This window comes from Streptococcus sp. 20925_1_44, from assembly GCF_041432435.1.
Classification (GTDB): domain Bacteria; phylum Bacillota; class Bacilli; order Lactobacillales; family Streptococcaceae; genus Streptococcus; species Streptococcus infantis.
This window is the reverse complement of record NZ_JAPVZQ010000004.1, coordinates 1-22522: the sequence shown is the minus strand read 5'-3', so window position 1 is coordinate 22522 and position 22522 is coordinate 1. Positions and strand designations below refer to the sequence as shown.

The following is a 22522-nucleotide window of genomic DNA, read 5'->3' as shown; positions in this document are numbered from 1 at the left end:
CCTCACTTTACAACTTTCTCGATAAAATTCTGAATAGAAGATAGACCATCTGGCGTTCCAATACTTTCTGGATGATACTGCAAGCCATAAATCGGCAAGGTTTTGTGTTGAATCCCCATAATAGCTTGGTCATCTGTCGAACGAGCTGTCACTTCAAACTCTTCTGGCATCTCTTCAATTAAAATACTGTGGTAACGCATTACTGGACGACCATCCTCAATACCTTGATAGAGAACTGATGGAGTCTCAAATCGAATCTGGCTTTGTTTACCGTGCATAACTTTAGGAGCCAAGCCCAACTTACCACCAAAGACTTCTGCGATGGCTTGGTGCCCCAAACAAATCCCTAGAATAGGTTTCTTACCTGCAAAATCACGAATCATTTCTTCCATTTTCCCAGCATCAGCTGGCCAACCTGGACCGGGAGAAAAGACCAGTCCATCTGCCTTTTCAGCATGTTCATAAAGATGTGGGTCATCATTTCTCAAAACTTCAACAGGAGCGAAATTCCCGATATATTGAGCCAAGTTATAGGTAAATGAATCGTAATTGTCAATCAATAAGATCATGGTCTTAGTTCTCCAATTCTAGTCATAGATTTAGCTTTGTTAATCGTTTCTTGGTATTCGTTCTGAGCGATGGAATCATAAACAATTCCTGCACCAGCCTGTACGTAGGCTATTTTATTTTTAAGAATCATGGTTCGAATAGCAATGGCGAAATCCATATCTCCAGTTGCTGATAAGTAACCGATAGCTCCTGCATATATGCCTCGCTTCTCTGTTTCTAGTTCATAGATGCGTTTCATGGCCCGAATCTTTGGTGCTCCCGATACTGTTCCTGCCGGAAGTGTCGCCTTCAAGGCATCCATGGCAGTCAGTTCTGGTAATAAACGTCCTTTAACCACGCTGGTCAAATGCATGACATAGCGGAAAAGTTCGACTTCCATATACTTAGTTACTTGGACACTTGCTGTTTCAGCAATTCTACCGATATCATTTCGTCCCAAGTCCACCAACATTCGGTGTTCTGCCGTTTCCTTTTCATCAGAAAGTAGATCATTTGCAAGTGCTGCATCTTCCTCGTCATTAGTGCCTCTAGGTCGCGTACCTGCAATTGGATTGGTTGTCACGATACCATTCTTGACGGAAACCAAGCTCTCAGGACTGGCACCTATGATTTGATAATCTCCAAAGTCGTAAAAGTAGAGGTAATTTGATGGATTGGTCACTCGAAGATTTCTGTAGAAGTCAAAAGAATTTCCAGTTACCTCTGCGGAGAAGCGCTGGCTGAGCACACATTGGAACATATCTCCATTGCGAATCAAGTCGCGAACTGTTTCTACCATTTCTTCAAATTTCTGAGGTTCAATATGTGGTCTAAACTGAAGTGGAGAAACATCCAAATCTTCAAATTCATTTGGAGCAGGGATTTTCAACTCTTCTAAAACCTGATTTAAAGCCACTTCTAGTTCTTCATTACTACGTTCACTGTAGAGAGCATCCTCGATGACATGAATTTTTTCTTTCTTATGGTCAAAAACTATGTAACTCTCATAAACGAAGAAATGCATATCTGGTGTCCCAATCGTATCCTCAGGGAGCTGGCCAATTTCTTCATAGAGAGAAATCATATCGTAGCCAACAAAGCCAATAGCTCCACCACCAAAAGGTAGGTCTGAATGGTGCTGACTCTTATGAGTCACCTCATAAAGGAAATCCAAGGGATCACGATCAATCACTTGACCATTTTGATAAAGGACTCCATTTTCGAACTTAATCTCAAAAACTGGATTATAGGCTAAGATAGAAAATCGAGCATTTTCCTTTTCTCTTGGGATACTTTCAAGTATGACCTTGTGTTTTCCGTTTAAGCGCATATAAGCCAAGATTGGTGATAAAACATCTCCATGAATGATTCTTTCCATTGTAATTTCCCTTTCGATTCGTATCTTTATAGAATTTTAGTTTTAATTTATCTTTTTCTATTTCCCTTAAATAGTGCGGACGGGAGCAACTTTCTCCGAAATTTCATCCCTAATTTTTGAGCCATGTGTCTCAAAAATTCCGTCCTAGAGAAGCATCTTTGCTTCTCTAGGATACCACCATGGCGGGAAATAGCGGTTCAATGCTCACTTCGTTCGCAAATATTTTATGGAAATCTACCTATTGATGAAACATAATTTAAAACTGATAGCCATATCTACGATAAATATAGAAAAATCCCCACGCAAAATAACTTGCGTGAGGACGAAATTCGCGGTGCCACCTCAATTATAGGATTTCTCCTATCTCTCATTCCTGTCTCAGATAGCTCCTGTAACAGGTTGTGCGATAAAGGGCACTCCCTTGAGAATTATGTTTTCTTCTCTCATTTCAGATGGACCCAACCTTACAGCTTTCTCTGCTTGTTTTCAGCAACCACAAGCTCTCTGTGAGAGAAATCTCTGTATCTTTTCCATCTTTTATTTTTTAGCTTCAAGGTAGTCTGCAATGGCAGCTACGTCCTTGTCTCCACGACCAGAGACATTGATGATAATAATCTCATCTTTACTTAGTTTTGGTGCGCGTTTGACTGCTTCAGCGATAGCATGTGAGCTTTCAATCGCCGGGATAATTCCTTCTGTTTTACTTAATAAAAGTAAGGCTTGAACAGCTTCTTCGTCTGTCGCTGCTACATATTCTACTCGACCAGAGTCTTTAAAGAAGGCATGTTCTGGACCAACCCCTGGATAGTCCAAACCTGCTGAGATAGAGTAAACTGGCGCGAGCTCTCCATCTTCCTTAAAGACTGCATAGGTCTTCATCCCATCGACAATTCCGACACTACCCTTGGTCATAGTTGCTGCGTGTTTGTCGGTATCTAAACCATGACCAGCAGCTTCTACCCCAACCAATTTGACTTCTTCATCAGCTACATACTGTGAAAAAGCACCGATGGCATTAGAACCACCGCCCACACAGGCAATAACGTAGTCTGGCAGACGTCCTTCTTTTTCCAAGATTTGACGACGAGATTCTTCACTAATCACTTTTTGGAATTCATGAACAATAGTTGGATAAGGGTGTGGTCCAACAGCAGAACCTAAAACGTAGAAGGCTTCAAGGTCATTCATCCATGCTCCAAAGGCTGCATCAACCGCATCTTTGAGGGTACGAGTACCAGTTTCAACTGCGTGAACAGTTGCTCCCATCATCTCCATGCGGAAGACATTGAGACGTTGACGCTCCACATCTTCTGCCCCCATGTAGACATCACATGCCATACCAAACTTAGCTGCAGCAGCCGCAGTCGCAACACCGTGCTGGCCAGCTCCTGTCTCAGCAATGACACGCTTTTTACCCATGCGTTTTGCTAGAAGGATTTGTCCTAAAACGTTGTTAAGTTTGTGAGATCCAAGGTGGTTAAGGTCTTCACGTTTGAGATAAATCTTAGCTCCACCTAAATGATCTGTCAAGCTCTCTGCATAATATAGCGGTGTTTCGCGACCTGAATAATCCTTCAAGTAATGGCGAAACTCAGCTAAAAACTCTGGATCATCCTTGTATTTTTCAAAAGTCACTTCCAATTCATCTAGCAAAACCTGAATTGGTTCTGGTACAAAACTACCACCAAATTGTCCAAAATATCCTTTAGTTGTCATAAATTTTTCCTCCTTCTTTATGAATCCGGCTTTTTGTTTGCTTTTGGTAGTGAAATGGTCTGGGGGACCATTTCAGCCTTTACTAAAAGAACAAGTGAAACTTGAATATTACTCTCAGTTAACGCCCTATTAAAAGACAAACAAAATAACGGATAGAAAAAGCCCACACACGGAATCTACTTCCATGTGAGGGCGTTTGTAACGCGGTACCACCTCATTTGTAAAGAGAATATCCCCTTTACATCTCTGCCTTGTCTAACAACAAGTTGCACTGTAAGGTGTGCCTACCGAATTTTCATTGTTTCAAATTCACTTTTAAAATCAGCCCAATTTCACTAGTTCCAACCACCTGTTCGCAGTAACCACAGGCTCCCTGAAGATCAAAAATAATTACTTTTCTGATTTGTTGAGTTAATTATATGTTATTGTTTTTTCTTTGTCAACCGTTTTCACTAATTTTTTACTAATTTTTTTAATTATTTTTCTGAAGCGCCTAGAACTTCTTCAGAAACTCTGACAAAAGTCTCAATGATATAATCTACTTCTTCATCCGTTAATTTCGTGTGAAGAGGAAGCGTAATTTCATTTTCAAAGAAGGCATAAGCTCGTGGATAATCTGCCATATCAAAGCCAAGATTCTTATAAGCTGTTAAAAGAGGAAGTGGTTTGTAGTGAACGTTACTTGCGATTCCTGCCTTGGCCAATTCTTGGATGATTTGGTTGCGTTGTGCGAGACTCGCACCTTCTACATGGGTAATGTAAAGGTGACGACAAGATTCAACAGTATCTGTCTCATGAGCCAATGGATGGATAGGAGTTCCTGCAAATCCACGGTCATAGCGATCCACGATGTCCTTACGACGTTGTAGTAAGCCAGGATAACGATCTAGCTGAACCAGACCAAGTGAAGCCATGATATCTGTCATGTTGCACTTGTAGGCAGGAGTTACGATATCGTATTCCCATGAGCCCAGTTGCATCTTGGCAAGAGCATCTTTTGTTTGACCATGAAGGGAAAGGATTTGGAATTCCTTGTACATTTCTTCATCGTCAATCGCTGGATTGGCTTTCCAGGTCGCACTTCCTCCCTCAGCAGTTGTAAAGTTCTTGACTGCATGGAAAGAGAATGATGTAAAGTCGGCGATTGAACCGGCTGGTTGTCCCTTGTAGCTTGAACCTAAAGCATGGGCACTATCAGATACAATCACGATACGGTTAAAGGCCTTTTGCCACTTGCTAGCAGCTGTAAAGAGGTCGCGTTTCTTTTCTACAACTTGGAACAAACGGTCATAGTCACAGATAATACCTGCTAGCTCTACCGGTATGATGACTTTAGTCTTCTCAGTAATAGCTTGTTCCAGTTGATCATAATCCATCTCAAAGGTATCAGCTTGGATATCAACCATAACTGGTGTCGCACCGACGTGAGTAATAACACTGCATGATGCTGTATAAGTCATAGCTGGAACGATGACCTCATCGCCAGGCCCTACTTCAAGCACGCGCAAAATCAATTCAAGGGCTGCTGTTGCAGAGTTGAGGCAGACTGTCTTAGGTGTCTGAGTATAGAGAGATAAACGACGTTCTAACTCTTTTGTCTTAGGACCTGTTGTAATCCATCCTGAACGGAGGGTATCGGCTACTTCAGCAATTTCTGCTTCGGTAATATCAGGTGGTGAAAATGGAATATTGTAATTTGGCATTGATTTACTCCTTTAACTTGTGGCTACTTTATTTTAAAACTTCAACTACAGTCTGGAACATGATCTTGATATCTCCGAAGAAATTAAAATCACGTAGGTAGGCTAGGTTAAAGTGCATTTTCTCTGGAAGGACTCTTTCCACATAAGCCTGGTCAACCGTCATACCTTTTGCAGTCATTTGACTGATGATGGCATCCTCATCCTTATAGTTAATGCTGGCAAGGGAAGTAATCCCCGCAGGTAAGAGCAAGGTAGCCATCATTTCAGGACTATACTGCTCTGTGTAGCGTGGTACTTCTGGGCGTGTTCCTACAAAAGACATCTCCCCTTTGAGGACATTGACCAATTGCGGCAATTCATCCAAACGAACACGTCGAATGAAATTTCCAACTTTAGTGATACGACTGTCATTTGCAGAAGTTACTAAACTTCCTTTCTTGTCCGCATCGGTTACCATAGTCCGGAATTTCCAAATTTTGAAATGTCGGTTGTACTGGGTTACCCGCACTTGCTTGTATATAACTGGACCCTTGCTATCTAGCTTGATCCAGATGCTTAGAATCAGAAATACGGGTGAGGTCAAGATTAACAAGACTACGGCTAGAAACAAATCTAGACAGCGCTTGAAAATCAGTGAGCCTTTTCTTCTAGACACAAGCTGGTAGTATGGTTTTACCTCGCTCAATTGCATTTCTTGAGGTAACTCATCCCATTTCAGCATGCACATTCTCCTCTGTTTTTTATATATAATCTTTATTAACATTCTACATTATACCACAAAATGAAAGAGGCAGTGCAAGAAATCTGTGTTTTAAAGGAATTCTTCCTTAGGAAAGAGCCCCTGCCTGCAAACTATACATCTTGTGATAGGTTCCACCCAATGCTAGGAGTTCCTCGTGGGTTCCACTCTCAATGATTCGTCCCTTATCAAGAACATAGATACAATTAGCATCTTGAATGGTAGAAAGGCGATGGGCGATGGCAATGGTTGTCCGACCTTGTCTCATCTTAGCTAGGGAATTTTGGACCAGAGCTTCTGTTTCAGAGTCGATATTGGCTGTTGCTTCATCCAAAATCAGGATTTTAGGTTGACTGGCAACAGTTCTAGCAAAGGCAAGAAGCTGACGTTGACCAGTTGAAAAGCTCGAACCACGCTCAGATACAGGAGCATCATAACCTAAAGGAAGATCCTGAATGAAGGAATCTGCGTCGACAAATTCTGCTGCAGCCTTGACTTGGTCATCGCTGATATCTTGGTACATGGCGATATTGGACTTAATGGTCCCATGATAGAGGAAGGGGTCCTGTAGAACCAAACCGATGTTTTTTCTCAACTCCTCTTGACTATACTCTCGAATATCCACACCATCTAGGAGAACCCGACCTGACTGGAATTCATAAAAGCGCATCAGAACATTGATGATAGAAGATTTTCCCGATCCTGTATGTCCAACAAAGGCAATGGTTTCACCTTTATTGACAGTAAAGGAAATATCATCGAGAATTTGGTGTTTTCCATCATAGGAGAAGGACACATGTTCAAAGCGGATATTCCCTTCTTGAATCTCGGCTTGTCCATTTTCTTGGACCGGTTCATAGTTGGTCTCATCGATGAGTGCAAAAACACGACCTGCTGACACCATGGATGTCTGAAGAGTAGAAAAGTTTTGCGTTACCTCGATGAGCGGATCAAAGAGACGGTTGATGTACTGGATAAAGGCATACATAGTTCCTGCCGTTATTCCTAGATAAAGACCGCGATAGCCAAAGTAAGCCATCAAAACTGCATAGCCCAACAGTTTCAACAAACTCATAGCTGGACGTAAAAAGAGAGAATCCAAGGCTACTGAACGGTTAGCGTAGACTAGGTGTTCCTGGTTTATCTCATCAAACTCTTCTTGCAGGCGTTTTTCTTGGTTAAAGGCTTGAATAATACGAATTCCTTCGATATTTTCTGCCAGCTTACTGTTAATATCTGACAGTAGACTTCTGGTTTTTTCAATGACCTTGACCGATTTTTTACGGTAGAGATTGACCAAAAGGAAAATCAAAGGTAGGAAGAGCAAGACTAAAGCAGTCAGACGATAGTCCAGAACTAACATGGTATAAAGGGTCGTCACGAATATAAAGACTGCCGAGATAAAGCTAGATAAGATCCCCGAAAACATATCACTGATAGTCTCGGTGTCATTTGTCAAACGAGAGACAATAGAGCCTGCAGGCGTTTTATCAAAGTAAGACATACCTAGCTTTTCCATATTGGCAAAGGCATCACGTCGAATATCTCTAACAATGCTGTAGGACACACGCGCAAAAAGGAGATTCCCCACATATTGGACAATTGTTTGAAGAATGTAAAGTCCATAGTAGGCCAGCAAAACTGTAACAGCAAGCTGGTTGAAATTATGTAGATACTGGTCGATAAAGTGCGAAGCTACCAAGGGGATGATACTCTTGATAACAGTCGTCGTAAGGAGAAAAACGAGTGCTAAAAAGGTGAGGAGACTATAGGGCTTAAGATAAGACAACAAACGCTTCAATACAACCCATTGTTCTTGTTTATTCCGCATCTTCTTCTCCTTTCATTTCTAACTGCTGAGACTGGTAGGTTTGTGCATACCAACCATCCAAAGCGAGTAAGTCTTCATGCCTACCTCGTTCAATGATGCGACCATCCTGCATGACCAAAATCAAATCTGCATGAACAACTGCACTGAGACGATGTGCAGTGATGATAGTCGTTTTATCTTTGCGAGTTTCCTTGAGATTATCGATGATCGCGAACTCTGTCTTAGCATCCACAGCTGACAAGGAATCATCTAAAATCAAGATATCAGGATTTAAAATCATAGCCCGACTCATAGCCAGACGTTGCTTTTGTCCACCAGATAGACTAACACCTTTTTCCCCGATAACTGTATCAAATCCCTGGGGCATGGCTTGAATATCTTGATAGACTTGAGCCAACTTGGTTGCTTCTTCTACTTCTGAGAAAGGCAGGTCAGGATTCCCAAATCGAATATTGTCTAAGATAGAGCTTGCAAAGAGAAATTGGTCCTGTGGGACGTAACCCATCAAACTACGTAAGTCAGCTAGTAGATAGTCACGAATGTCATGGCCATTTAGATAAATAGCACCTTGGTCAACATCATACTCACGTAGGAGCAACTTAATCAAAGCGGTTTTTCCTGAACCAGTTTGCCCAACCAAACCCAGTGTTTGGCCTTTTTCGAGACTAAAGTAAATATCTTGCAGCGTCTCCTCGTCTTCAAAGGCAAAACGATCAATGGCATAGTCCAAACGCCCATTTTCAATCCCGTCAAGTGGAGATTCTGGATCTTTGACAGGTGATTCTTGGGACAAGAGACTCTCAATACGTTGGTAGGAAACTTTCCCTCTCTGAGTAATATTAAAGAGAAAACCAATTGCCATCAAAGGCCAGACCAGCATATCCAAGTAAGAGATAAAAGTGACCAGATTCCCAACAGTTACCTGCCCCGCTTGTACCATAAAGGCACCGACCAAAAGAGTTAAGGCATAAGAAGAACCAACAAAAAGCAAAACCATCGGGTCAAAGAGACTATCGTATTTCATGGTTTGCAGATTCTTTTGGAAGGTCAAATCATTAACTTCCTGAAAAGATGCCAATTCATCAGACTGATAGCCAAAGGATTTGGTTACCTTAATACCTGCTACAGACTCCTGAACCTTATTGTTGAGTTCAGAAAAGGCTGCTTGCGATTCGCCAAAAGCTTTATGGGTCTTTCTCCCCAGTCGACTAGTCGCATAGGCCATAAAAGGCAAGGGAAGAATAGCAACCAAGGTCATCTGCCAAGAAATACTAAAGAGCATGGTTAGTAAAGTCACCAAAGCTGTGATAGAAGCATCTACCGCAGACATGACACCTCCACCGGCTAGACGAGTCAGAGCATTGATATCATTGGTTGCGTGAGCCATCAAATCCCCTGTTCGATAATTCTGATAAAAAGCAGGCGACATTTTTGTAAAATGCTCAAATAGTCTTGAACGCATGATTTGTCCAAGTCGGTAGGAGGTTCCTAGGATATACATGCGCCAAACATAACGCAGGTAGTACATCCCGAAAGCCGCCAGCAGGAGATAAAAGAGATGAAGCAGGAGCTCATCTTGTGTTAATCGTCCCGAAGTAATGGCATCGATCACGCGCCCCATAACCATAGGTGGGATAAGGTTTAGTACAGAAACCAAAACCAAAGCTACAATTCCAACTAGGTAACGGCGTTTTTCTAACTTAAAAAACCACCAGAGTTTTTGGATGATGGACATAAAATTCCTTTCTAATGACAAATGGAAACCTGAGGCGACTGCCTCAGGTTTTTCCTATTCATAGGTGATGACACTAACTTAAACTTTGTCATATTTAGCGATAAAGATACTCAAAGGAGTAATATTTCATTTATTTTCAATCTTTTACATAAATCATTCTTTATTATATAGGAATGACCTGGATTTTTCAAACCATACGCTGGGGAATTCCTTCTTTTTCTGGTATAATATTGTCTATAATCTGAATGAAAAGGTAAATATTATGAAATTGATCTCATGGAACATTGATTCCCTCAATGCAGCATTGACGAGTGATTCTGCGCGTGCGAAATTATCACAAGATGTCCTCCAAACCTTGGTAGCCGAAGACGCTGATATCATTGCCATCCAAGAAACCAAGCTTTCTGCTACAGGGCCTACTAAAAAACATCTCGAGGTGTTAGAAGAACTCTTCCCTGGATATGAAAATACTTGGCGTTCCTCTCAAGAGCCTGCTCGTAAAGGATATGCTGGAACCATGTTTCTCTATAAGAAAGAACTCACTCCAACTATCAGCTTCCCAGAAATCGGTGCCCCTTCTACCATGGACTCGGAAGGACGCATCATTACCCTAGAATTTGATACATTTTTCGTGACTCAAGTTTACACACCAAACGCTGGTGATGGACTCAAACGCTTGGAAGAACGTAAAGTCTGGGATGTCAAATATGCAGAGTACTTGGCTCAACTAGACAAGCAAAAACCTGTCCTAGCAACCGGAGACTACAACGTTGCCCACAAGGAAATTGACCTTGCCAACCCAGCCAGCAACCGTCGTTCACCAGGATTTACAGACGAAGAACGTGAAGGATTTACAAACCTTTTAGCCAAAGGATTTACAGATACCTTCCGCCATATCCATGGCGATGTGCCAGAACGCTATACTTGGTGGGCACAACGCAGCAAGACTTCAAAAATCAACAACACAGGCTGGAGAATCGACTACTGGCTCACAAGTAACCGTGTAGCAGACAAGGTTACCAAGTCAGACATGATTGACTCAGGCGCACGCCAAGACCATACACCAATTGTCTTGGAGATTGAGCTCTAAGGAGAAAGCTAATGGACTATCAAGCTGTCATTCCTGAATTTGTAGTATCTGACCTCGAAAAGTCACGCCACTTCTACTGCGACTTGCTGGGATTTTCTGTCGAATACGAGCGTCCAGAGGAGAAATTTCTCTTCCTCTCGCTTGAAGACTGCCAACTTATGCTAGAAGAAGGCAGCACAGAAGAATTAGCCCAACTAACCTATCCTTTCGGGCGCGGTGTCAATATTTCCTTTGGCATTGAAGATGTCCCTCGACTCTATCAGAAACTAATCGAGTCTAACTATCCTATTCATCGTCCTTTGATCAAAAGAGAATTTCGTGTTGGTGAACAGTATATCTACCCCCATGAATTTGCAGTTTTAGACCCAGATGGTTATTTTTTAAGATTTAGTGAATAGAATAATAAAGCATTAGAGTGGGAAAGTAATAAGAAAAAGAGGCATGTGCCTCTTTTTTTGTTTCCTATATTCTCACCTGTCTATCTTCAGACCGTTGTCCTGTGACAAACATGGTGAAGGTTGCCTTGCAGACATTTCGGCCATCTTGGTTGATGATGTCAACATCGACGACACAAGTGGTACGTCCTTGATGGACACATTCTCCTTTGATAGTGAGAACATCCCCTAGATTTCCAGCTTTCAGATAGTTGATGGAAGACTGGAGTGTCACCCCGTCTAATCCTAGCGAAATCACCACAAGACCACTGATTTGGTCACATAGGGTAAATAGATAGCCTCCATGGGCATTTCCATAGTAGTTGAGTGAAGAGTCCACTACTTTTGTTGTCACCACCACGTGACCGTCTCTCATTTTTTCAATTTCGTAGTTTTCAAAGGCAGATATAGCGTCAAAGTGAAAATCTTTCATACGTTCCTCCTGATATTTCAAACGACACTATGATACTACTTTTCAAGACTCTACGCAAGAGAGAAGCACTTATTCGGGCAAAATACCAACCTGCTCTACAAAGCGCATAAAGGCAGGTTGTCCTTCTTCTGTTTGCTTGTAAACTCCTGCATCTTCCAAAACTTGAGCAAAGATTTTTCCAACAGATTCTTGGACGATATTAAGAGCTTGGTCTTTGTCAGTCAATCCAGGATGGGATTCTTTCAACTCATCTGCCCATTCTTGGTGATAATCTGCTACTGAAACATCCTCTCCGACTAGATAAGCTGCTACTTGCTCCACTTCTTCCTTCAAGCGTGGTGGCAAAATTGCCAAGCCCATGACCTCTATCAAGCCGATATTTTCCTTCTTGATATGTTGGACATCCTTGTGGGGATGATAGATACCATCTGGATGCTCGGGAGATGTTTGATTGTCCCGCAAGACCAAATCTAACTCAAACTGCCCATCTCTTTTACGTGCAATCGGTGTGATCGTATGATGCGGTGTTCCATTACTTTCTGCTAAGACCTGTACACTTGGGTCAGAATACTGACGCCAAGCCAGTAAGATTTTATCCGCTAGTTCTATCAACTCCTCTTTAGAATCCGAAGTTAGTCGAATCACGGACATAGGCCACTGAACAATCCCTGCTTTGACAGCTTCAAAACCTTCAAAGGTAAAGCTTTTCTGTAAAGGAGCCACTTCCATCGGGAATACATGGCGCCCACCTTGATAATGATCATGGGTCAGGATGGAGCCACCCACGATTGGCAAATCAGCATTTGAACCAGCAAAGTAGCCTGGAAACTGCCCCACAATTGCTAACAAACGTTCAAAACTTTGGCGACTAATGGCCATAGGACGATGCTTGCTATCTAGGAAAATACAGTGCTCATTAAAGTAAGCGTAAGGCGAATATTGGAAGCCCCACTCCTGCCCAGAAATATCAAAACGAATAATTCGGTGATTGCTTCTAGCTGGATGATTGACACGACCATGGTAGCCTTCATTTTCCATACAGAGCTGACATTGAGGATAGTTACTCGACTTAACCAACTTAGCTGCTGCAATCTCCTTTGGATCCTTTTCAGGCTTAGAGAGATTGATGGTAATCTCTAGTTCACCGTAGTCAGATGGTACACGATAAGCAATATTCTTTGCGATAGCCTTCAGTTTGATGTAGTCATTCTTCTGACTGAGTTGGTAGAAATCTGCAATTGCCTGCTCTGGTGACTTGGCATAGGTATTCCAAAAGTCACGATTAACCTGACTTGGACAAGGCGTTACCAAGTCCATGAGGTCAGCACCGAGAATCTCACGCGCAGCCTGACTATCTTCAATCGTTCCCAATCGAACGGCTTCCTCGACAAGCTGATCTTTTAGTTCAATCAAATCATCTTGGTCAGTCTCAACTTCAAGAACTCCATCTCCCACCAGTGCTAAAACACGATTGGTCAGATAGATCCGATCCAACTCTTCAAAGCTACTTTCTGCAATGACTTTGGTCACAAAATTTTCTACTAAGGTCACTAAATAACCTCCTTCTGACTATTCTAGGATGCGAGTTCCACCTGCCACTTCAGCGATATAGAAGCTTGGAGCGTAGCCAACGATTTCTTCATAGTGCTTGCCTACAGCTTCTTTAAAGGACTCAACAGCATCCTTTTGAACCAAGGCGATTGCACAACCACCAAAACCTGCTCCTGTCATACGAGCACCGAGAACACCTTCTTGAGCCCAAGCTGTATGAACAAGGGTATCTAATTCCAAGCCAGTTACTTCGTAATCGTGTTCCAGTGAAACATGAGAAGCATTCATCAAACGACCAAACTTGTCCAAATCTCCTGCTTGAAGAGCCGCTTGCGCTTTAAGCGTACGTTGGTTTTCAAGAACTGCATGACGCGCACGTTTCAAACGATTTTCGTCTTTGATCAGGTAGCTATATTCATCAAAAGCCCACTCATCCAATTCACCCAAGGTTTGAATATTTAAGGCCACTTGGAGTTCTTCTACTGCTTTTTCACATTCAGCACGACGTTCATTGTACTTAGAATCCGCAAGTTCACGGCGTTTGTTAGTGTTCATGATAACAACAACATTGTCCTTCAAATCAAGGGGAACCAAGTCGTATTCTAAACTATTTGTATCCAGATAAATGGCACGTTGATCTGCCCCCATACCGATAGCAAATTGGTCCATGATACCAGAGTTAACACCGATAAAGTTATTCTCTGTCAATTTTCCGATTTTAACCAAATCTAGACGGTCCAATTTTAGGTCAAAGAGGTATTCTGCCACGACACCTGTCAATAGCTCCAAAGAAGCTGAAGATGACAAACCAGCACCATTTGGGATATTCCCATAGACATAAAAATCAAAACCTTTATCAATCACATGCCCAGCTTCTTGCAAGAAATGAAGGACACCTTTTGGATAGTTGGTCCAGTTGTGCTCTTTCTCAAACTTAAGGTTAGCTAGAGGCACTTCGATGATGCCTTTGTCCTCAAAGTTTGCTGAGTAGAAACGCAAGACTTGGTCATTACGCTTACGAGCAGCTCCATAAGTTCCGAGTGAAATAGCTGCTGGAAAAACATGTCCACCGTTATAGTCAGTGTGTTCCCCAATCAAGTTGATGCGACCTGGTGAGAAGAAGGTTTGATCTGCTTCTTGACCAAAAACAGCAAGAAAATCCTTGCGAAGTGCTTCAGCAGTAAGATGTTGTGTCATATGAATTCTCCTTTGACGAATTGTTAGGTAAAAAATTTTACCTTGTAATCGTTTTCTTCTATTGTACCCAAGGGTTTTGCTCAGGTCAACATTTTTACCGAGATTTTACTAAACTATGAGTAAAAAGGAAGAAAAATATGCTATAATAACCTAAAAAGGAGGGAAATTATGGCTACACTCAAAGATATTGCTCAGTTAGCCTCTGTCTCGATCGCAACTGTATCCCGTGTCCTCAATCGCGATCAGAGTCTATCTGTGACAGAAGAAACCAGACATCGTATTTTAACCGTTGCCGAAGAACTAGGCTATACCAAACATCTCAAAACTGGTGAAAGTCACAAACTGAAACAAAAGATTGCCATCATCCAGTGGGTCAGTGAACAGGGAGAGTTGGAAGATCTCTACTACTACCAGATTCGACTAGGGATTGAAAATAGAGCTCAAGAATTAGATTATGATATTCTGCGCTATTTTAATGACCAGCCTTTCACGCTCAGTGAAGAAGTTATTGGAATTCTTTGTATTGGAAAATTTAGCCAAGCACAGATTGCCTCATTTGAAGAATATCAAAAACCTCTAGTTTTTCTTGATAGTGACACCATCGCCTTGGGCCATACCTGTGTCATTACAGATTTTAATAATGCTGTTAGACAGGTGGTTGATTACTTTTCAGACCACGGGCTTAAGAAGATTGGTATCTTATCCGGTCTTGAAACCACAACTGACCAAGAAGAAGTCATCGCAGATAAACGTTTAGATTACTTTAAATCCTATATGCAAGAAAAGAGAATTTTTAACGAAAAATTCATTTTCCAAGGTCAATTTACTGCCCAATCTGGATACGACTTGATGAAGGAAGCTATCGAAAAATTAGGAGAGAAGCTTCCTCAGGCCTTTTTTGCAGCTAGTGATAGCCTGGCAATTGGTGCCCTTCGAGCTCTTCAGGAAGCTAATATCAGCATACCTGAGCGCGTCAGCATTATTTCCTTTAATGATACTATTCTAACCAAGCAAGTGTTCCCACCACTTTCTAGTATCACAGTTTACACCGAAGAAATGGGACGAACAGGAATGGATATTTTGAACCGAGAAGTCCTTCACGGCCGTAAAATTCCAAGCTTGACCATGCTAGGAACCAAACTAACTTTAAGAGAAAGTACCTTGCATTAAGCACAACAACTGAACATAAAAAAATCCTAATAGAGATTTCAGTACTCTATTAGGATTTTCTTTTTTAATCCATCACAATCATAGATTTAATAGTCTTGCGTTCATCCATAGCCTTATAAGCTTGGTCGATATCTTCCAGTTTATAGCTTGAAGTAAAGACACGACCTGGACTGATATCACCATCCAGAACAGCTTTGAGCAAGAATTGCTTATCGTATGTTGTTGCAGAAGCTGCTCCACCCGCAACAGAAATATTCTGAGCAAAGGTCGAACCAAGGGCATGGTTATTATAGTGAGGCACACCAACAATTCCCATACGACCGCCATTATGAAGGACACCCAGTGCTTGCTCAACAGCCGCCTCAGTACCAACACACTCAAGTGCTGCATCTGCTCCTCCTCCGAGGATTTCACGCACCTTGGCAATGCCTTCTTCACCACGTTCGGCCACAACAGCTGTCGCTCCTGACTCCAAGGCCATTTGTTGTCGATCTTCGTGACGACTCATAAGGATAATTTGTGAAGCTCCACGCATCTTAGCTGCGATGACCGCACATTGACCAACAGCCCCATCCCCAATAACGACAACCTTGTCGCCTTTTTGCACATTGGCAACACGCGCTGCATGGTAACCGGTCGGCATGACATCAGCAAGTGTCAAAAGCGACTTGAGCATGCCTTCGCTATAATCTGAAGGTTGACCTGGAATTTTCACAAGTGCCCAATTGGCATAGTGGAAGCGGATATATTCAGCCTGGAAATTCCCTCCCAGGTTATTCCCAATATGATTGTCACAAGAACCATCAAATCCAGCACGACATGCGTCGCATACCCCACAGCCATGAGTAAATGGTACAATCACAAAATCACCGGGCCTGACTGTTGTAATGGCCTCTCCAGTTTCTTCAACGATCCCAATCGCTTCGTGTCCACTATTTTTGTGACCCTCTTTAATATCTGGATTACGATAGCTCCAAAGGTCCGAACCACAAACGCAAGCACGAACCACACGGATAATGACATCATCCGTCGCTTCGATCTGAGGACAATCAATATCTGCTAGACCAACTTGCCCAGCTTTAGTATAAATTACTGATTTCATAAAATTTCCTCTCTGAATCTAACTTACTTTTAGTATACACTTTTTATCAATCTTTCGCTCACTTATACTATAGCACATTAATGATGATGATCATGCCCATGACTTTGACTGGCTTCCAGCTCTTCCATATTTCTCTTGTGGGCTTGGTGAGTTGCTAGGTCTGCATCAACTTCAATGGTGATGTTTTGAAAGCCATAATCTTTGAGCATGGCACGGATTGCTTCTTTACAGACTTCCATGTGCTCCACCTTTTTGAGACAAACATGGACAATGGCATTTTTTTCCAAACCATCCATGGTCCAGAGGTTTAGCTGATTGATACTAGCAACGTGGTCCAGTTGCTCCAAATCACTCTTCACTTGCTGGATATCCACTCCTTCTGGCACAGCGTCTAGGAAAATCTTGAGTGTAGACCAAAAACGTGGAATAGCTTTTGAGAGAATAAAGATCGAAATGACAAGAGATAAGAGCGGATCCAGAATATACCAGTCGCTAAATCTCAGAACAATGGCCATCAGGATAACAGCCACCCACCCCAGAGTATCTTCTAGAAAATGAAGGCTCAAAATAGACTCATTCTTGGTTTTTCTCTTACGAACTACTAGACTTGCCAACACATTGATACTAACCGCTATGATTCCTAGCCAGAGGATTCCCTCATCATTGACAGGTTGTGGATGAAAGAGTTTCGTTATATTTTCTAAGATAACCAGAACAGAGCCTGTCATGAGAATCACAGCCGTTACCAAGGCACCTAGAAGGCTAAATCGTTTGTAACCCAAGGTATAGTGGCTGTCTTCTTCACGATTGGAGATAGTTTCAAGAAAGGCTGATACCCCAATTGCGATTGCATCTCCAAGATCATGGACAGAGTCAGCAAGAACCGCACTGGAACCAAAAATTCCTCCTGCGATAAACTCAACAATAGCATAACTCAAATTTAAGAAAAAAGCTAACCAAACTGCATGTTTTGTCTTCATAATCCTGTTTCCTCTGATATAATAGATTCATGAACATCCTGTTCACTATCATTATCTAACATTCATTACAGAAAGGATAGGAGCAAACTGTTTACTTTGTAAGATACGGAACAGTTTGTTCAAAGTGTCCATATGACTAGTCAAGATCGTCGCATTACCAAGACACGAAAAGCTATCTATACTGCTTTTTTACAATTACTAAATAAAAAAAGCTTTGAAACGATTACCGTTCAGGAGATAATAGACCTAGCAGATGTCGGTCGTTCCACCTTTTATAGCCATTATGAAAGTAAAGAAATACTCCTAGACGAGCTCTGCCGTTATCTCTTTCATCATCTTTTTGAACGCGAGAAAAATATATCTACAGAAGCTTATTTGTCCCATATCTTTTCACATTTTAAGAAAAACCAGGACCATGTCACCAGCCTCCTTTTCTCAAAAAATGACTACTTCCTCCGTCAATTACAGAAAGAGCTAGAACATCATGTTTACCCCATGGTAGCAGAGGACTTACAAGTTGCCTATCCTAATATTCCTGCTTCCTACCTCAAGCACTTTGTTGTAACTAACTTTATCGAAACATTGACCTGGTGGCTCAAAAAAGGGAAATCTTATAAGGAAGACCAAGTAGTGAGATTTTACTTAGACGTAATGGAAATGAACTCTAAAAAACTATAGATTCAAATACTAAATGAAAGGAAGAATCCTATGTACACCTTTATCTTTCTTGCACTCATCATTCTTATACTAACTCTGCCCTTCTCCCTCTATCACCTGATAGTGGCAGGTTTAGCTATTGCTCAAAAAAACTTTAACAGAGGGATCAAATGTATGTTCATGGGTAGTATCCTCCCGATGCTTTCTCTTTTCCTTCATTTCTATATGCCTATTATGTTTGAGATTTTTATCCCCATCATTTCTCTATTACTTTGGATAATCGGAATTTTCCTCATCTGTTACGGAGCCTATTGGAATGACAAACAGAAAGGCAGTTTTAAAAAGTCACACCATATCATCAGAATTACATTTGCTGTCTTGTTAACACTTATACTACTTTTAATCTAATTCAAAAACCCTATCTTGTCTTAAGCAAGATGGGGTTTTTGTTAGTATAAAGTATTTTCTACGTTTATTTTTGAAGAATTCCTTCTTGAAGGAGAAAGTCCCGTGCTACTTCTTCAGCAGACTTGCCTTCTACTCCGACTTGATAGTTCATCTGACTCATCTGGCTCTCGGTGATTTTACCAGCTAGTTTATTAAGGACTGCTTCCAACTCAGGATGTTTTTCGAGTAATTCAGCTTTCATCAGCGGAGCGCCTTGATAAGGAGGGAAGAGTTGTTTGTCATCCTCCAAAACCACTAAATCATAACGAGCAATTTCAGCATCTGTTGAGTACGCATCTGTAATTTGAATGTCACCTGACTGGATGGCTTGGTAGCGAAGAGCTGGTTCCATAGTGGCTACATTGAGTTTCAATCCATAAAGAGACTGCAAGCCCTTGTTTCCATCCTCACGGTCATTAAACTCCAGAGTGAATCCCGCCTTGAGCTGTCCTTCTACTTTTTTCAAGTCTGAAATCGTCTTAAGCCCATATTCTTGCGCAATTTTTTTAGGAACTGCTATAGCATAAGTATTTTGATAAGCCATGGGTTTAAGAAAGGCTAGTTGATCCTGTTTTGCAATACCATCACGAGCCACCTCGTAAACCTTTTCTGGGTCATGCCCAATTTGTGGAGATGATTGGAGGAGACTCTCTGTCACTGTTCCAGAAAATTCTGGATAGATATCAATGTCCCCTTTTTTCAGTGCTTGGTAAAGAAAGTCTGTCTTCCCAAAATTGGGTTTAACCGTCACCGTCATATCCGTATTTTCCTCGATGAGAATTTTATACATATTCATGAGAATCTCAGGTTCAGGTCCTAACTTCCCAGCAATGACGAGATTATTTTTCTCATTATGTGGAATGATGCTTGGAACATAACTAAGTCCCAAACCAAGGACCATGACAGCAAAGGTCGAAACAATCGTACGCAACTTTGCCTTTTCCAACCATTTGAGAATGACATTAAAGAGAATGGCCAAGATGGCTGATGAGATCGCTCCGATTAAAATGAGACTAGCATTCCGACGGTCAATTCCCAAAAGGATAAAGGAGCCCAATCCACCAGCTCCCACAAGAGCTGCTAGAGTCGCTGTCCCAATAATCATAACGGTCGCTGTTCGAACCCCCGATACAATGACAGGCATGGCAAGTGGAATTTCAAACTTCTTGAGTCGCTCCCACTTGGTCATCCCAAAAGCAATCCCTGCCTCCTCAAGACTTGGATCAATGCCATTCAGGGCTGTGATTGTATTTTCTAAAATCGGGAAAATAGCGTAAATGACAAGAGCTGTGAGGGCTGGTAAGGTTCCAATCCCCATGAAAGGAATAAAGAGCCCCAACAAGGCCATTGAAGGAATGGTCTGGAAGATACCTGCAACTTGTAGCACCCAGGTCGCTGCTTTTTTGTGACCATTTAGATAAACCGCAAGTGGGATAGTCAGAAAAATAGCGACCAATAAGGTCAAAAGAGATAATTGTAAGTGTTGCCCCAGAGCAGTTACCCATTCACTAAATCTCTCCTGAAAGGTTGAAATGAAATTAGACATGAAGGCCACCTCCAAACAAGTTTGCTACAAAGTCTGTCGCAGGTGCTTGTAAAATTGTTTTAGGTTTTGCAACCTGGCGTATTTCTCCATCCTGTAAAACAGCAATTCTATCTCCTAATTTCAAGGCTTCGTCTGTATCATGTGTTACGAAGATAGTCGTCATACCGAATTCTTTGTGCAATTTTTTAGTCAGAGCCTGCAACTGCTTGCGAGAAATGGCATCGAGAGCAGAGAAGGGCTCATCCATCAGCAAGATTCTTGGTTCCCCAATGATAGCCCTCACAATCCCAATCCGTTGTTGCTCCCCACCCGATAACTCACTAGGCATGCGCTTTGCATACTCTGCAGCAGGCAGACCCACCTTGTCCAATAGTTCTTCTGTTTTAGAGGCTATTTGGCTTTTAGTCCACCCTTTCATCTCTGGAATTAAAGCAATATTCTCAGCGACAGTCAAGTTAGGAAATAGGGCAATGGCTTGAAGGACATAGCCGGTAGAAAGACGTAATTCTCGTTCATCATAGTCCTTGATGCGTTTTCCATCCATATAGATATTGCCATCAGTCGGTTCCAAGAGACGGTTAATCATCTTGATCATGGTGGTCTTTCCAGATCCTGAAGGACCCACTAGCACCATGAATTCTCCATTTTCAATGCGGAGATTGACATCTTTTAAAATGTCCTTATCCGTATAGCGCAAGGCTACATGTTTGTATTCAATCATATTCTTCCTCACCATCTCCTTAAAAGCTAAGATCCTTATCTCACTTTTTATAAGGGTGTAATCATTATTATAATATTGTAATACTAGACATTACATCTGTCAACAATTTTGATTTGAAATCATATATAAGAAAAAGAGTTTGGCTAAGGCCAAACTCTCCATTACGATTGATTATTCTTCTTCCACCAAACGTTTAAACTCTGCTTGGATCTCTGTATTTTCTGTCGGTTTTAAGTACATGATTCCACCATTTGTCGTTGGTGAATGAAAAACAATCGCTTCTCCTGTGTTAGTTATCGCAAAAAAGTAACTATGAACATCCGGGTATTTATCCCAATTACTATAACGCTCTACAATTCGGTACTGGGCATTTCCTAGACCTGTATCCGTATACTCAGCATTCATTTTCTCACTTGGTCCATCATCCCTAAGTGTATAGAGGTGGTCAGCCCCCACATCTCCTCCTGAGATTCCCTTTTGGTAATTGGGTTGTCCTAGTCTTTCTCCCCACCCTTTTATGAAGGCTTCTAATTTAGCAGACTTGCTAGCATTCCAAGGAGCTTTTTGTTCTTCACTCGAAATAGTCTTGCTGCTAGTAGAGCTTTCAAATTTCTGCCAATCTAGTTGCTTTAAGTTCATTAATTCGGCTTCTGTCTTACCAAAGTCAGAGTGCAAACTTTTATTCCCAGGAACTCGAATATCCTGTTCTTGTAGTTTACTTGCAACTTGCTGGTTTAAATTCAGATGATAGAGTACTCCTCTACCTTCTCCTGTACCAGAGGACCAACTTAATTCCAGGATATCACCACCCTTATAGATATTCATAGAATTTCTAGCACCACCATGGCCGGCTACAAAACCTTCTGCTAAAAGAACCGGTTTCTCATTTACAAGATAATAAAGACCCGAAATAAAATAATCACCATTAGATTGCTCAACGCCTATTAATAATTCCTCTACACCATCTTGATTAAGATCCGCATAGGCATAACGCATCTTATCTGATTGAAAAACTGCATTTTCAAGAGACCAACTATTGATAGGACGTTCAGTGCCTTGTAAACTCTTATAGAGACCAGAAATTACATTTACATCCTTCGGTGTAGAAAGTATTTTTTGATAATTATCAAAAACTGGCTTGTAGAGTACTTTAAAATTTTTCTTAGACTCTACGGAAGTTTGTTCATTAGTATTTAATTGACTAACAGTTGTTGATAAACTAAGCCCCTGATTAGAATTTTCAGAGCTATGATTACTACAGCCAAACATAAAAAGACTCATGAATAAAACTAGCAAGCCTCCTAAAATACTCTTTTCTTCCATAACAAACTCCTTTATAGTTATCTAATTATTGTAGTGATTTCACTTACATTATATCAAATGTTTAAGAGTTATAAAAAGAATAATATAAGACTAAGACAATAAAAAAAGAGCCATAAAGCTCTTTAATTACGGAGAATAAGGGATTCGAACCCTTGCGCCAGTTACCCGACCTAACGATTTAGCAAACCGTCCTCTTCAGCCTCTTGAGTAATTCTCCTAT

Annotated in this window: 19 protein-coding genes, 1 tRNA gene and 2 other annotated features; of the genes, 4 read left to right on the top strand and 16 right to left on the bottom strand. The window is 41.4% G+C overall.

Features of this window, described 5'->3' with window-relative positions; all coding sequences use genetic code 11:
* Nucleotides 1-2 precede the first annotated feature (2 nt).
* The 7 genes from O3643_RS05725 to O3643_RS05695 form a co-directional block, all read right to left on the bottom strand.
* A complete protein-coding gene (locus tag O3643_RS05725) occupies nt 3-569 on the bottom strand; it encodes an aminodeoxychorismate/anthranilate synthase component II (protein ID WP_371500458.1) in 567 nt (188 codons plus the stop codon).
* A complete protein-coding gene (trpE, locus tag O3643_RS05720; protein ID WP_371500456.1) occupies nt 566-1927 on the bottom strand; it encodes an anthranilate synthase component I in 1362 nt (453 codons plus the stop codon). Before trpE ends, O3643_RS05725 begins: the two co-directional genes overlap by 4 nt.
* A gap of 315 nt (nt 1928-2242) precedes the next feature.
* Nucleotides 2243-2474, bottom strand: a binding site (T-box leader).
* A complete protein-coding gene (gene trpB, locus O3643_RS05715; RefSeq protein ID WP_371500454.1) occupies nt 2465-3643 on the bottom strand; it encodes a tryptophan synthase subunit beta in 1179 nt (392 codons plus the stop codon). Its footprint overlaps the feature before it by 10 nt.
* Nucleotides 3644-3828: 185 nt before the next feature.
* Nucleotides 3829-4059: a binding site (T-box leader), on the bottom strand.
* Between the two features lie 60 nt (nt 4060-4119).
* Nucleotides 4120-5346, bottom strand: a complete 1227-nt coding sequence (locus O3643_RS05710) for a DegT/DnrJ/EryC1/StrS family aminotransferase (protein ID WP_371500452.1) — start codon at nt 5344-5346, stop codon at nt 4120-4122.
* 28 nt (nt 5347-5374) lie between these two features.
* The gene (locus tag O3643_RS05705) at nt 5375-6067 is read right to left on the bottom strand and encodes a sugar transferase (protein WP_320694006.1); all 693 of its coding nucleotides are present in this window, start codon (nt 6065-6067) and stop codon (nt 5375-5377) included.
* Between the two features lie 106 nt (nt 6068-6173).
* Nucleotides 6174-7916 (bottom strand): ABC transporter ATP-binding protein, encoded by a 1743-nt coding sequence (locus O3643_RS05700; protein WP_371500449.1) that lies wholly within the window; start codon nt 7914-7916, stop codon nt 6174-6176.
* Entirely contained in the window at nt 7906-9651 is a 1746-nt protein-coding gene (locus O3643_RS05695) for an ABC transporter ATP-binding protein (RefSeq protein WP_371500447.1), read from the bottom strand. Before O3643_RS05695 ends, O3643_RS05700 begins: the two co-directional genes overlap by 11 nt.
* A 262-nt stretch (nt 9652-9913) precedes the next feature.
* On the opposite strand from O3643_RS05695, the gene O3643_RS05690 reads away from it, so the two are divergent.
* Nucleotides 9914-10741, top strand: a complete 828-nt coding sequence (locus tag O3643_RS05690) for an exodeoxyribonuclease III (RefSeq protein WP_371500445.1) — start codon at nt 9914-9916, stop codon at nt 10739-10741.
* Between the two features lie 11 nt (nt 10742-10752).
* Nucleotides 10753-11139, top strand: a complete 387-nt coding sequence (locus tag O3643_RS05685) for a bleomycin resistance protein (protein WP_371500442.1) — start codon at nt 10753-10755, stop codon at nt 11137-11139.
* A 64-nt stretch (nt 11140-11203) separates the two neighbouring features.
* Here O3643_RS05685 and O3643_RS05680 read toward each other — a convergent pair whose 3' ends face one another.
* The 3 genes from O3643_RS05680 to O3643_RS05670 form a co-directional block, all read right to left on the bottom strand.
* Complete coding sequence (locus O3643_RS05680; RefSeq protein WP_006152721.1) at nt 11204-11608, bottom strand: PaaI family thioesterase; 405 nt, start codon at nt 11606-11608, stop codon at nt 11204-11206.
* A gap of 69 nt (nt 11609-11677) precedes the next feature.
* Nucleotides 11678-13159, bottom strand: coding sequence for a UDP-glucose--hexose-1-phosphate uridylyltransferase (locus tag O3643_RS05675; RefSeq protein WP_371500440.1), 1482 nt, complete (start codon nt 13157-13159; stop codon nt 11678-11680).
* A gap of 18 nt (nt 13160-13177) precedes the next feature.
* Nucleotides 13178-14356 (bottom strand): galactokinase, encoded by a 1179-nt coding sequence (locus tag O3643_RS05670; RefSeq protein WP_371500438.1) that lies wholly within the window; start codon nt 14354-14356, stop codon nt 13178-13180.
* A gap of 168 nt (nt 14357-14524) precedes the next feature.
* Between O3643_RS05670 and O3643_RS05665 the strand changes: the two genes are divergently transcribed.
* Nucleotides 14525-15526: a LacI family DNA-binding transcriptional regulator gene (locus O3643_RS05665; RefSeq protein WP_371500436.1), complete on the top strand. Its 1002-nt coding sequence runs from the start codon at nt 14525-14527 to the stop codon at nt 15524-15526.
* A gap of 64 nt (nt 15527-15590) precedes the next feature.
* Here O3643_RS05665 and O3643_RS05660 read toward each other — a convergent pair whose 3' ends face one another.
* Complete coding sequence (locus tag O3643_RS05660; protein WP_371500434.1) at nt 15591-16628, bottom strand: zinc-binding dehydrogenase; 1038 nt, start codon at nt 16626-16628, stop codon at nt 15591-15593.
* A 77-nt stretch (nt 16629-16705) separates the two neighbouring features.
* Nucleotides 16706-17608: a cation diffusion facilitator family transporter gene (locus O3643_RS05655; RefSeq protein WP_371500431.1), complete on the bottom strand. Its 903-nt coding sequence runs from the start codon at nt 17606-17608 to the stop codon at nt 16706-16708.
* Between the two features lie 132 nt (nt 17609-17740).
* Here O3643_RS05655 and O3643_RS05650 point away from each other — a divergent pair, with 132 nt between their 5' ends.
* On the top strand, nt 17741-18286 hold the full coding sequence (locus tag O3643_RS05650) for a TetR/AcrR family transcriptional regulator (RefSeq protein WP_371500429.1): 546 nt from the start codon (nt 17741-17743) through the stop codon (nt 18284-18286).
* Between the two features lie 451 nt (nt 18287-18737).
* Here the strand turns inward: O3643_RS05650 and O3643_RS05645 are convergent, their stop codons facing one another.
* The 4 genes from O3643_RS05645 to O3643_RS05630 form a co-directional block, all read right to left on the bottom strand.
* A complete protein-coding gene (locus O3643_RS05645; protein ID WP_371500427.1) occupies nt 18738-20258 on the bottom strand; it encodes an ABC transporter permease/substrate-binding protein in 1521 nt (506 codons plus the stop codon).
* Nucleotides 20251-20979 carry an ATP-binding cassette domain-containing protein gene (locus O3643_RS05640; protein ID WP_371500425.1) on the bottom strand — a complete coding sequence of 243 codons (729 nt, stop codon included), beginning with the start codon at nt 20977-20979 and terminating at the stop codon, nt 20251-20253. Before O3643_RS05640 ends, O3643_RS05645 begins: the two co-directional genes overlap by 8 nt.
* 171 nt (nt 20980-21150) lie before the next feature.
* Nucleotides 21151-22302 (bottom strand): DUF4767 domain-containing protein, encoded by a 1152-nt coding sequence (locus O3643_RS05635; RefSeq protein ID WP_371500423.1) that lies wholly within the window; start codon nt 22300-22302, stop codon nt 21151-21153.
* A gap of 129 nt (nt 22303-22431) precedes the next feature.
* A tRNA-Ser gene (locus O3643_RS05630) sits at nt 22432-22519 on the bottom strand.
* Nucleotides 22520-22522: the final 3 nt, after the last annotated feature.